The organism is Oscillibacter sp. (assembly GCF_032018205.1).
In the GTDB taxonomy this organism is placed as follows: Bacteria; Bacillota; Clostridia; order Oscillospirales; family Oscillospiraceae; genus Oscillibacter.
Map to the genome: position 1 here is coordinate 35,389 of NZ_DALZOY010000007.1, position 11,652 is coordinate 47,040.

General features: G+C 51.5%; 11 protein-coding genes and 2 pseudogenes. 7 read left to right on the forward strand and 6 right to left on the reverse strand.

Annotated elements, in window-relative coordinates:
• The 5 genes from RTU96_RS07000 to RTU96_RS07020 form a co-directional block, all read left to right on the forward strand.
• A partial coding sequence (locus tag RTU96_RS07000) for a homoserine O-succinyltransferase (protein ID WP_312635805.1) occupies positions 1–426 on the forward strand: 426 nt, incomplete at its 5' end.
• 444 nt (positions 427–870) lie between these two features.
• Positions 871–1,737 carry an AraC family transcriptional regulator gene (locus RTU96_RS07005; RefSeq protein ID WP_312635806.1) on the forward strand — a complete coding sequence of 289 codons (867 nt, stop codon included), beginning with the start codon at positions 871–873 and terminating at the stop codon, positions 1,735–1,737.
• A gap of 4 nt (positions 1,738–1,741) precedes the next feature.
• Positions 1,742–2,197, forward strand: a complete 456-nt coding sequence (locus RTU96_RS07010; RefSeq protein WP_312635807.1) for a GyrI-like domain-containing protein — start codon at positions 1,742–1,744, stop codon at positions 2,195–2,197.
• Between the two features lies 1 nt (position 2,198).
• Positions 2,199–3,149 (forward strand): ABC transporter ATP-binding protein, encoded by a 951-nt coding sequence (locus RTU96_RS07015; protein WP_312635808.1) that lies wholly within the window; start codon positions 2,199–2,201, stop codon positions 3,147–3,149.
• A complete protein-coding gene (locus RTU96_RS07020) occupies positions 3,149–3,904 on the forward strand; it encodes an ABC transporter permease (protein WP_312635809.1) in 756 nt (251 codons plus the stop codon). The genes RTU96_RS07015 and RTU96_RS07020 overlap by 1 nt, the downstream gene beginning before the upstream one ends.
• A gap of 203 nt (positions 3,905–4,107) precedes the next feature.
• Here the strand turns inward: RTU96_RS07020 and RTU96_RS07025 are convergent.
• A pseudogene (locus tag RTU96_RS07025) lies at positions 4,108–4,374 on the reverse strand (transposase); the annotation flags it as partial.
• Between the two features lie 2 nt (positions 4,375–4,376).
• Here RTU96_RS07025 and RTU96_RS07030 point away from each other — a divergent pair.
• Both RTU96_RS07030 and RTU96_RS07035 read left to right on the forward strand, forming a co-directional pair.
• Positions 4,377–4,610 (forward strand): annotated as a pseudogene (locus RTU96_RS07030) (transposase); the annotation flags it as partial.
• A 288-nt stretch (positions 4,611–4,898) separates the two neighbouring features.
• On the forward strand, positions 4,899–5,276 hold the full coding sequence (locus RTU96_RS07035; RefSeq protein ID WP_293010285.1) for a nuclear transport factor 2 family protein: 378 nt from the start codon (positions 4,899–4,901) through the stop codon (positions 5,274–5,276).
• Positions 5,277–5,334: 58 nt separating this feature from the next.
• Here RTU96_RS07035 and RTU96_RS07040 read toward each other — a convergent pair whose 3' ends face one another.
• The 5 genes from RTU96_RS07040 to RTU96_RS07060 form a co-directional block, all read right to left on the reverse strand.
• A complete protein-coding gene (locus RTU96_RS07040; protein WP_312635811.1) occupies positions 5,335–8,826 on the reverse strand; it encodes a DNA polymerase III subunit alpha in 3,492 nt (1,163 codons plus the stop codon).
• An 89-nt stretch (positions 8,827–8,915) separates the two neighbouring features.
• Positions 8,916–9,368: a C-GCAxxG-C-C family protein gene (locus RTU96_RS07045; protein ID WP_312635814.1), complete on the reverse strand. Its 453-nt coding sequence runs from the start codon at positions 9,366–9,368 to the stop codon at positions 8,916–8,918.
• A gap of 24 nt (positions 9,369–9,392) precedes the next feature.
• Positions 9,393–10,022: a CatA-like O-acetyltransferase gene (locus RTU96_RS07050; RefSeq protein ID WP_312635816.1), complete on the reverse strand. Its 630-nt coding sequence runs from the start codon at positions 10,020–10,022 to the stop codon at positions 9,393–9,395.
• Between the two features lie 68 nt (positions 10,023–10,090).
• A complete protein-coding gene (gene whiA / locus RTU96_RS07055) occupies positions 10,091–11,008 on the reverse strand; it encodes a DNA-binding protein WhiA (protein WP_312635817.1) in 918 nt (305 codons plus the stop codon).
• A gap of 13 nt (positions 11,009–11,021) precedes the next feature.
• Positions 11,022–11,652: 2-phospho-L-lactate transferase CofD family protein (locus tag RTU96_RS07060; protein WP_312635818.1), on the reverse strand; the 631-nt coding region annotated here is incomplete at its 5' end.

Consider the following 11,652-nt stretch of genomic DNA (forward strand, 5'->3'; position numbering starts at 1 on the left):
CAGGGCTTCATCCTCTTCCGGGGTTTTGACGATGTGTTCTGGGTTCCCCATTCCCGCCACACCACCGTGGACCGGGAAGATATCGAGGCGGTGCCGGAGCTGAAAATTCTGGCCTCGTCGCCGGAGGCGGGAATCTACGCCGTGAAAACCGACGGGGGCCGTCAGATTTTCCTGATGGGCCACGCGGAGTATGACCGGGACACCCTGAAAGGCGAGTATGACCGGGACGTGTCCACGGGCTCCCCCATCAGGCTCCCCAAGCACTATTTTCCCAACGACGACCCCACCCAGCCCCCGGTGGTCACTTGGCGCTCCTGCGCCAATCTGCTGTATACCAACTGGCTGAATTACAACGTCTATCAGACCGCGCCCTACGACATCCGGGCCATCCGGCTGGGCAAGCGGACGCGGGAGGACGAAATCTAAGGCAGTCACCACCCCCCCTTTTTACCTACAAAAGTCCGCTTTCTGCGCTCAGCCAATGAAAAATACTGCCTTAAAAAAATTGCGATAAGGTAGTCCTGCATAAGACAGTATAAACAAATCATATTTTTAATGGGCAACTGCCAAGTAAAATGTCTAAAAAACAGCGTATCATTCAGATTGAATGATACGCTGTTTTTCTGTTTTGCCAAGAAAGCTCATTCTTGAAACTTATCTAATGAAATGCTAAAAACCGCTGTCCTATTTTGCAGGACAGCGGTTTCTAGCATTTCCATAAAGTCTTTATCCTCCCCGATATGTAATCCGATCCATCTTCATACTTGATAACAAATTTTTATTGCGCTAAAGTTAAGTTTACAAAAGAGGACAGCAAAAGCGAGGAATAAATTTACTATTTACAGTATGATTTAGTCGGGAGGTAAAGAAATGGAATGGTTGAAGAATCTGAGCAATGCCATTGATTATATTGAGAGAAATTTAGATGGCGAGATTTGTTACAAAGAAGCCGCTAAAATTGCGTGTTGTACTACTTACTATTTGGGGCGGATGTTTTCCTATGTAGCGGGTATATCCTTATCCGAATATATTCGCCGCCGGAGAATGACACAGGCTGCTTTTGAAATACAAACCACAGATACAAAAGTTTTGGAGGTTGCGTTAAAATACGGCTATACCTCTCCGACTTCTTTTAACCGGGCATTTCAAAATGTGCATGGAATATCCCCTATTTCCGCAAAGGCAAAAGGAAGTATATTGAATGCATACCCACCTATCAAATTTTCAGTCAACATAATAGGAGGTAATGTCATGCCCTACCGGGTCGAAGAAAAAGAAGCTATGAGAATTGTAGGTATCCGTATTCCATTGACAATGGATATGGAAGAAAACAAAAGGAACGTCCCACCTTTCTGGGAAAGCACATTGAAAGACAATCAATTTGCAAAAATCTGCAACTTGTCAAACCAGTTGCCCATGCATGTTTTAGGAGCTACGATCTGCCAAAGTGATGATGAAATTTATTATTACATTGCGGCGGCAACTGACCAACCTGTACCGGACGGAATGTTTGAATATCAAATTCCAAATGCCACATGGGTGGTGTTTGAAAGTAATGGTTTCTTTAAAGAATCTGTACAGGATATATTCAAAAGATTTTTAACAGAATGGCTTCCTTTTTCGGGATATGCCTATGCAGAACTGCCCGATATAGAGGTCTATCCGATCAGCAAGGAATTAAACCGTTCAGGACATTCCGAAGTATGGATTGCAGTAAAAAAAGAAAAGGAGAATTAAACTTATGGAATATCAAATTGAAATTAGGAATGTTGAGCCAATACATGTTGCTTTCCTGCATTATAAAGGAGTTGCAACAGAAGCAAACAAGTTTTTTCCTAATGTTTTCAAATCCATTCAGGGTAAAGCAAATGGTGCGCCGTTTTTTTGTTACTATGTTATGAATCCAGAAACCAAAATAGGCGAAATGGACTTATGCGTACCAACAGAGCAAAATCCTTTGGGAAATGGAATTGAAGTAAAAGAAATACCGGCTATTAAAGCCATATGTGCAACTCATATCGGCTCTTATAAAACTTTACATCTTGCTTATAAAGCAATCGACCAATATGCCGCAGAGCATAATTTACAGTTGCAACCGCCGTTTCGTGAGGTTTATGTCAAGGGGCCGGGAATGTTATTGAAAGGAAATCTGGATAAATATATCACCGAGATTTTGTTTCCAATCAAGGAGGAATAAAATGACTGCTATTTGCGTAAATGATTTGGTTAAAAAGTATAAAAGCGGAGTACAGGCATTAGACGGCCTTGCTTTGACGGTAAAGGAAGGCGAAATTTTTTCTCTTTTGGGGCAGAACGGAGCAGGAAAATCCACACTTATTAATGTGCTAACAACATACCTGCGTCCTACTTCCGGCAACGTAACGATGTTTGGAAAAGATGCTTATCGTGAAGCGGCTGAAATTCGTTCAAAAATCTCTTGTGTGGCACAAAGAACTTCTATTGATACACATTTATCACTGACAGAAAACATGATGTTTCAAAGCAAGCTATATAAAGTGCCAAAGTCAGAAGCCGTAAAGCGCATGGAAATGCTAATTTCCTGTTTTGGATTAGAAAAGTATTTGAAGTACCCGGTTTCTTCCTACTCCGGTGGAGTAAAAAGGCGGCTTGATATTGCACTAAATCTAATGTCCAATCCCAAAGTGTTATTTTTAGATGAGCCAACCGTTGGCATGGATATTCAATCCCGAATGGCAATGTGGGATATGGTAAAAAAGATTAGAAAGGATTTCGGAACTACTATTTTTTTAACAACGCATTATTTGGAAGAAGCCGACGAGTTGAGTGATACAATCTGCATTATGAAAAACGGAAAAGAGGTCATTCAAGATTCTCCAAATTCTCTCCGGGCATACTTACGGCAGGATATGCTGAAAATCAGCTTTTCAGAAAAGAAAGAGGCTGAAAAATGCTTTGAAACGCTAAAGGAAAGCATTGCTCTCAAAGAGTCCGATTTGCGCCATGATAAAATCATTACCAACTTAAAAAGCGGACGAAGCGATTTAGAAAAAACAACTCGCCTACTATTGGAGCGTGGTATTCCATTCTTGGGAATTGAAATTATACAGCCCACCTTAGAAGATGTTTTCATCAGCCTGACCAGTGACAATGAAAAGGAGGCCAGTTAATGGATATTCTAACCTTGTTACACCGCAATATAAAATGGCGTTTTCATAATGCTTTTACTATCGTAATTACCATTTTACAGCCTATGCTATGGCTTGTTTTGTATAGTGCTGTTGCAGGACAATCCATGAAAGGGATTGGAATTGCAAATTATACGGCTTTTGTTCTTCCCGGACTAATTGTATTGGTTAGTTTCGGAGCGTGCAGCAGCAGCGGTATTATGAATTATTCGATGAAAGCAGATGGGAGCTTTTACCGAATACTAATTGCCCCAGTCAAAAGAAGTTCTATCGTACTGGGGCAGGTATTAGAAGCAGTTGTATGTACATTCATTGAAGTTATTATTATGTGTATCGTCAGTTTGTTTTTTTTGGTAAACATTGCGACTGGATTCAAAGGTATACTCTTGATAGCTCTCTTAGTATTATTAACTGCTTTTTTTATTTCGGGACTTACTTACGCCATTAGCCTTTGTCTGCCAAATGAAGTCATGTATGAAACGGTAATGAATGCAATTGTTCTCCCCATCTTTTTTCTAAGTACCGCATTGTTTCCAGCAGATGGATTGTCCGGGGGATTAAAAATTGCAGTCAACCTAAATCCTTTTACTCATGTAATAAATGTTTTGCGTGATTTGATTTTACAAGGCGATATTATTTATCGTGATGTCAGCTTTATGGTTCTTCTGCTTATAGCAATGTGCGGCATCAGTTTTTCATGGGCATTTCATAGATTGAAAAAGGAAACTGCTTTATAGAAACACACAAAAACGCTGCTCAACGGTAATAAAAAAACCGTTGTTTGAGCGGCGGGGTTGTTATGCGCCAAACAGAAGAATATAGCCCAACAGCGGTTTTGAAATAACATTCAAGACCGCTGTATTCTTTTTTCTTATGAACTTTCGGAGAGCATAATCAGTACATCTTTTAATAGCGGCTCTGAGAATGGAGGTTTTCCGTGGATACGCGTCCAATGCTCAAAGGGGAATGCCATGTAGGTGAGCGTCTCCTCCACACTGTCCTCCACCTTTTTGGCGGTCTCCTTCAGTTTCAAGTCCTTCAGCGCGGCAACTACGTCTATGGCCTTTGCCAGCGCCGCAGCCTTGCTCTCCTGGGCGTGGATGGCTTTGAGCATTTTGGCGACCAGCGTGCCCTTGGAGCGCGGCACAACCGAGAAGATATTACGGTAGAAATGTATGGTGCAGCGTTGGTATTTGGCGTCGGGGTATGGCGTTTCCCTTTGAGCATTGGACGCGTATCCGCACCAACAACGCTATTGAGCGCCTCAACCGTGAGATCCGCCGCCGCACCCGCGTGGTGGGGGCTTTCCCTGATGGGAACTCCGCCCTTATGCTGGTCTGTGCGCGGCTGCGGCATGTTGCAGGCACCCAGTGGGGAAACAAGAAGTACATGAATATGAAGCATCTGGAGGCCGTCCTCGATGATGCCTCCATTGCCGGGTAACTCCATTCTCTCAGAGGCTGCAACCCTTTTTGCGCATAAATGTTGACACTACCCGGAAAACGCAGGCAGAATATTCACATCAGCTATGACTTAGTGGGGATTCTGCCGGAACTAAATAACCCGATACATGAAGAAATGGCGTAGCTTTTACGCTACGCCATACTTCACTCAAATACTGTTTTACTAAGGGCTACCTTAAAAGGTGTTCTTCTTTTCATTTTAGTTGAATATGTGATGCTGAACTGTTATAATTTTATCAGCAAGGATATGAAACGGGAGATGATACGGATGAATACAGCAGAAAAAGAGTCGGCAATAAAAGCCTACTTTAATATGTGGGTGCAACGCGATTTTTCGGCCTTAGACTCCATATTTGCGCCAGATATATTTTATAGCGAATGTTATGGCCCTGAATATTGTGGACTGCATGAAATACATCAATGGATTGACACAATGCTGCAAAAACAGACGGTATTGGAATGGGCCATAAAACAGTTCTTGCATGAAAACAACTTGGTCGTAGTCGAATGGTTTTTTAAAGAGCAGCAAAACAACATTGTTCATGGCTTTGACGGAGTTTCTATTGTGGAATTTCACACTGATGGGAAAATTCACTCAATTAAAGAATTTGAATCAAAAGCTGAACATATCACCCCATATCATTGAAGCCCCGTGGTTTTCTTTTGTGCCTTTCAGCACGAAAGAAAACCACGGGGCAGTTCTCTTATTTCACGACCACATTTTCTTCGCCCAGCGTCTCCTTCGCCTCCTGCAACAGTGCCCGGTGGAGCAACACCTGCGTTCCAAACACCTTGCGGGTATCCGCCATCACCAGCTTCACCGGCGTGCCGCCGGGGAACATCTGAAACACCAGCTTCATGTGGTGCAGCTCCGGGCTGTCCTTTCCTGAAAATTTCAGGTAAAGAGCGCCGCCCTCGACTATCTTCCCCTCCCGGCGCTCCGGCACCGGGTCCGGCGGCAACGTGCCGCTGCCCAGAGGGGCCGCGGAATCGCACATCAGCTGCGGGGCCTTTTCATCCCGGACGGAGAGCCGTCCCCGCACCACCACCGCCTGATTTTCCTGCAAGCAGGGGCCACAGGATTCCAGCGTTCTTGCAAAGCACAAAAGCTCGATGGCGGCGGTGTCGTCCTCCACCGTGACATAGGCCATGAGGGAGTTGTTTTTCGTGGTCTTCGTCTTGCTGGAGGTCACCACCCCGGCGATGCACACCCGCTGTCCGTCCGTAAATTGAGTTGGGCCGCCCTCCTGTAAAAAATCGTCCAGAATGGAGGCAACGGAGGGGGCGCGAAGCCGCTTCACCTCGCCCCGGTACTGGTCCATGGGATGGCCGGAGAGGTAAAGCCCGGTCGTCTCCTTCTCCATGTTCATCAATTCCTGCCGGGTAAACTCCGGAATATCAGGCAGGTGCATTTCCTTTACTGGCTTTGGTTTATCATCATTTCCTGCCGCCATGGAGAAGAAGTCGATCTGCCCCTCCACATTCTGGCGGCTGGCGCTGGCCACGGAGTCCATCACCGTTTCATAAACCTTGAGCAATTGGGAACGCCTTGCCCCAAACCCGTCGAACGCGCCGGAGCGGATGAGATTTTCTACCGCCCGCTTGTTCATGTCGCTCCCGTTCATCCGTCCGCAGAAATCGCTGAGCGAGGTAAAAGACCGTTCCTCCCGCTCCCGCATCACAGCCTGAATAAATCCCCGCCCGATGTTTTTCACGGCAGCCAGCCCAAAGCGGATGCCCCCCTCCTCCACCGTGAAGGTATCGCAGGAGCAATTGATGTCCGGGGGCAGAAGCTTGATGCCCCAGTCCCGGCATTCGGTGATATAGCCCGCGATTTTGGCGGAGTTGTCCAAAACGCTTGTAAGCAATGCCGCCATGTACTCCTTGGTAAAGTGCCGCTTGAAATACGCCGTCTGATAGGCCACCACCGCATAGGACACGGAATGGGCCTTGTTGAAAGCATAGTTTGCAAAGTCATAAATATCCTGATAAATCGCCTCTGCCGCCGCTTCCGGAATCCCGTTTGCCACGCAGCCGAGGATGTTCCGCTCCTGTTCGCCGTGGATAAACGCGTCCTTTTCCCGGGCAATCTGGGCGGCTTTTTTCTTGGAGATCGCCCGGCGCACCATATCCGCCTGTCCCAGAGAATACCCCGCCAGACGGCGGAAAATCTCAATCACCTGCTCCTGATAGAGGATGCAGCCGTAGGTAATGGAGAGAATCGGCTCCAAGGACGGGTGGAGATAAGAAATCAGCTTGGGATTCTGTGCACAGGCGATAAACTTCGGAATAGAGTCCATGGGGCCGGGACGGTACAAGGCAATAATGGAAGAAATATCCTCCATATTGTGGGGCTTTAGACCCACGCACACGCCGGTCATCCCGGCAGACTCCATCTGAAACACGCCGATGGTCTTCCCCTGCCCCAGCATTTCATAGGTTGCCGCGTCGTCTTCCGGGATGTCCTCCAGGCGGAAGCCGGGCCGCTCCGACTGCACCATTTTCACCGCGTCGTCCAGCACCGTCAGGTTCCGCAGGCCCAGAAAGTCCATTTTGAGAAGGCCCAGCTCCTCCAGCGTGGTCATGATGTACTGGCAGACCACCGCGTCGTCGTTTTTCGCAAGGGGGACGTATTCGTATACGGGCCGCTTCGTAATCACCACGCCCGCCGCGTGGGTAGAGGCGTTGCGGGGCATCCCCTCCAGCTTTTTCGCCGTGTCGATGAGAACTTTCACGTTATCATCGCCCTCATACAGGTCGCTGAGGGGCTTTGAAAGCCGCAGCGCGTCCTTGAGGGTGATATGCTGCGTAAAGGGCACCTGCTTGGCGATGTTGTCCACCTCGGCATAGGGCATCCCAAGCACCCGCCCCACGTCCCGGATCACACCCCGGGCCGCCATGGTGCCGAAGGTCACGATCTGGGCCACGTGGTCGTCGCCGTACTTCCGGCGCACGTAGTCCACCACCTCGCCCCGGCGCACGTCGCCAAAGTCCATGTCGATATCCGGCATGCTGACCCGCTCTGGGTTCAAAAACCGCTCGAAATACAGGCCGAAGCGCATCGGCTCCACATCGGTGATGCCAAGGCAGTAGCTTACAAGGCTTCCAGCGGCACTGCCCCGCCCTGGCCCCACGGGGATTCCCACCTCCCGGGCATAGCGCACAAAGTCGGAGACGATGAGAAAATAGTCGGTAAAGCCCATTTTCTCAATCATTTCCAGTTCGTAGTTGAGTTGCTCCCGATACTCCGGGTGCTCCCCGCCGTACCGCGCGACAAAGCCCGTGTCGCACAGCTCCTTGATATAGGTATACGCGTCATAGCCCTCCGGAAGATGAAATTCCGGAAGCTGATATTTTCCAAATTCAAATTCCAGATTGCAACGTTCCGCGATTTTCCCGGTATTGTCCACCGCGTCCTCATATCCCTCAAACAGGGCGCGCATCTCCTCCTCGGACCGGAGGTAAAAGTTCCGCGGCTCATAGCGCATGCGGTTCTCATCGGATAAGAGCTTTCCCGTCTGGATGCAAAGCAGCACATCGTGGGCCTCCGCGTCTTCTTTGCGGAGATAGTGCGCGTCGTTGGTGCAGACCATGGGCAGGCCCGTCTCCTTGTGGAGCTTTAAAATCCCCCGGTTCACCGTCTGCTGGTCGGGGATGCCATGGTCCTGAAGCTCCAAATAAAAATGCTCCGGCCCGAAAATTTCCGCCATTTCCAGCGCCACGGTCTTTGCGGTTTCATACTCTCCGTTGCGTATCCGCCGGGGAATTTCCCCGGCAAGGCAGGCGGACAGGGCGATCAGCCCCCCGTGGTGCTCCCGCAGCAGCTCCAAATCCACCCGCGGCTTGATGTAAAACCCCTCGGTCCACGCCATGGACACCATGTAAGACAGGTTGCGGTACCCTTCCTCATTTTCACACAGCAGCACCAGATGGCGGCTCTCCGCGTCAAACTCGTGCTGCTTTTGCAGCCGGGTGCGGCCTCTGGGGGCCACATAGACCTCGCAGCCGATGATGGGCTTGATGTCCGCATTCTTACAGGAACGGTAGAAGTCAATCGCGCCGTACATCACTCCGTGATCCGTGATGGCGCAGGCACTTTGGCCCATCTCCTTCAGAACGGCCGGCAGCTCCTTAATGCGGCAGGCCCCGTCCAGCAGACTGAACTCCGTATGAACATGTAAATGGGCAAAGGACATAGGTCGCTCCTGTTCTTTCGTATCGGCTTTTCCAACGGCAAGACCGTGCCTGCCCGCCGAAATCGTATTATAATAGCGCCACGCCGGACTTAGTCCGCCGCCCGCTCTCTAAGCATTTTTTCAAGAATTTCCACCGCCGTGACAATCATGTTGTCACAGTGGGCCGTGATACCCAGACGCAGAGCAGCGGGGTTTTTCTCGTCGGGTTGGGGATGAGCCGCCAGCAGGTCCCCGCAGCGGGTCAGTCCAAAAACCTCCTCAAACCGGCGGCGAAACTCCTTCACCGCGGCATAGGTCCTCTTTTTCCCATCTGCATCCGCGCCGTCCGTGTGGGGCGTGAGCCATCCCAGCACCAGCACGCCGCCGCTGACCGCGCCGCACAGCTCCGCATGACTGCCGCCCACGCCGCCGCCAAACCCGCCCCCGGCGGCTGCGATCATCGGCTTCGGAATCTCCAGCAAATCCTCAAACGCCAGCGCCACCGCCTGCGCGCAGTTGTAGCCCGCCTTGTGATATTGATAAGCCGCAGCACACCGATCCATATAAAAGCTCCCCTTTTTTCTGTCTCATCGGGCTTTGGACGCCCGACGCTCCAATTCCTCGTAAAACCTTCCCAAATGAATGCCGTCCACCAGCGCATGATGGGCCAGAATCGTCACGGGCAGGCTTGTCCGCCCGTTTTCTTCCGTCCATTTCCCCCAGGAAATCCGAACGTTGCTGTACGCGGGGCTGGGCACCGGCATCACCATGTCCGTATAGCGGAGCCAGGGCACGCAGGAGACGAAAAAGAACTCCTCATGGTCCTTCTCCTCTGCAATCGTCCCGCCGTATTTGGCTGTCTCCAGCGCCGTGCGCCCCGTCTCTAGAAACTCATCAAAGGGCAGCGCCGTATCCAGCGTGCAGTAGGCATAGGCCCCATCGGGCTTCGCCACGGTGCAGGAACAGCGGCAGCTTTCATATTCCACCACCTGCCCCTCCTCAATCCGCCGCCGAAGCTGCGGCACAGCGTTGGCCGCCGCCATCACCTCATAGGTCAGCGAGAGGAAAAAAGGCGTGCCGTCCTGCCGGATTCTCTCCATGAGGGCGGTGATATCCACCTGACAGGTCACTCCGGCATAGGGATTTTCCATAGACGAAAAATAGGCAAACTGCTCCCGCCGGGGATCCCCGGTCATATCCACAATGCGTTTATTCAAAGCGATCTCCTTTGTTATCAGAAACCATGGGCCACCCTCCGGAGAAAGCCGGGCCGGACACCGTCGCTTTATTTGGGCGGTTCGCCCCGCAGCTCTCTTGCCAGCCCCGTCAGCTTGCGCAGCCGGTGGTTCAGACATGATTTCGTCACGGGCGGGTCTAAGCTGTCCGCCAGTTCAGAAAGGCTCAGCTCCGGCCTTTCCAGCCGGGCCATCGCCGTATCGCGCAGCTTGTCCGGAAGCTGCTCCAAAAGTCCCGCATCCATCAGGCGGCGGATAGCCTCCGCCTGCTCCAGCGCTGCGTCCACCGCCTTGTCAAGGTTTGCGTTGTCGCAGTTGATACGGCGGTTTACACTGTTGCGCAGGTCCTTTTCCATCTTCGCGCTCATCACGTTCATCGCCGCCACAGGCGCACCGATCAGCGTCAAAAAGTCCTCAATCTGGTCGCTCTGCTTGAAATAGGTGATGTAGCTCCCGTTTCGGCTCAGGCTCTTGGGTGGAAAGCCGTTGTCCCTCAGCAGGGCCTCCAGCTCCCGGCTCACCTGCAAATGAGAGGTTGCCAGCTCCAGATGATACCGCTTCAGCGGGTCCGTGACGCTCCCCCCCGCGAAAAACACGCCCCGCAGAAACGAAGCCCGGCAGCACTCCTCCTCCAGCAGGCCGAAATTGATGTGCAGCACCATGTTCTGCTCCGGAGAAAAGCCCAGCGCGTCGATAATCCCGTCCAGCTTATTGCGGTCGGTGATTTGAAACACCAGCTTCCCCTGCGCGTCCGGCTCCGGCTTTCTGTCAAACCGAAGCCGAAAGGCCCGGTGAAACAGCCGGGGCAGCCTTGCGGCAAGATTGGAGTTCTCGGTGACAATGCGAATTTCTCCGGAGTGAAAGGTGTTGCAGTAGAGCAGGATCCCGTATGCCTCCGCCAAAGCACAGCAATGCTTTTGAACCTCCAGTCGACACAGTTCGTTTTTCGCGTCGTAGGAAAAGGACATCCCGCTCACCTCCTCACTCTTTCATATGTTCCGCCCTGTAAAAGTCTCCCCCTGTGGCAAACCGATCCCCCGCGATACGGACGCTGCGCTCCGCGTGGAGCAGAATCAGCTCCCGCGCAAGGCTTGCGGGGTCGTGGCGCACAAAGCCGTCCTCCACCGTGGCAACAGGCCGGTTGACAAGCTCCACACCAAGGGCGGCGCACCGCTCCTTGTCCCGGCAAATAGGCTCCGCCCCCTCCTGTTCGTACCGCTGGGCCACGCTCCGGGGAATGGGCGACGCGTTGGTCAGACACAAATCAAACAGCCCGGGCGCGGAGTGCTTGAACAGGGCCGCAATGTGGTCCGCGGCGGTGTAGCCCTCCGTTTCTCCCTCTTGCGTCATGACGTTGCAGACATAGACTTTCAGTCCGCCCGCCTGCCTGACGGCGTCCACAATGCCGTCCACCAGCAGGTTTGGAATGATGCTGGTATACAGGCTTCCCGGCCCCAGCACCACCATGTCCGCCTGCAAAATCGCCTCCACCGCCTCCGGCAGCGCCGGGGGCTTCTCCGGCAGAAGTCGGACCCGGCGGATACGGCAGTCCTGCTCCTTTTTGCAGTAGAAGATTTTCGACTCCCCCACCACCCGCACGCCGTTTTCAAAC

What these genes read in the sequence shown, in the direction of transcription:
- RTU96_RS07040 (WP_312635811.1), bottom strand. Translation starts at nt 8,826, where the DNA reads ATGTCCTTTGCCCATTTACATGTTCATACGGAGTTCAGTCTGCTGGAC.
- RTU96_RS07045 (WP_312635814.1), bottom strand. Translation starts at nt 9,368, where the DNA reads ATGGATCGGTGTGCTGCGGCTTATCAATATCACAAGGCGGGCTACAAC.
- RTU96_RS07010 (WP_312635807.1), top strand. Translation starts at nt 1,742, where the DNA reads ATGGAATATCAAATTGAAATTAGGAATGTTGAGCCAATACATGTTGCT.
- whiA (WP_312635817.1), bottom strand. Translation starts at nt 11,008, where the DNA reads ATGTCCTTTTCCTACGACGCGAAAAACGAACTGTGTCGACTGGAGGTT.
- RTU96_RS07015 (WP_312635808.1), top strand. Translation starts at nt 2,199, where the DNA reads ATGACTGCTATTTGCGTAAATGATTTGGTTAAAAAGTATAAAAGCGGA.
- RTU96_RS07005 (WP_312635806.1), top strand. Translation starts at nt 871, where the DNA reads ATGGAATGGTTGAAGAATCTGAGCAATGCCATTGATTATATTGAGAGA.
- RTU96_RS07035 (WP_293010285.1), top strand. Translation starts at nt 4,899, where the DNA reads ATGAATACAGCAGAAAAAGAGTCGGCAATAAAAGCCTACTTTAATATG.
- RTU96_RS07020 (WP_312635809.1), top strand. Translation starts at nt 3,149, where the DNA reads ATGGATATTCTAACCTTGTTACACCGCAATATAAAATGGCGTTTTCAT.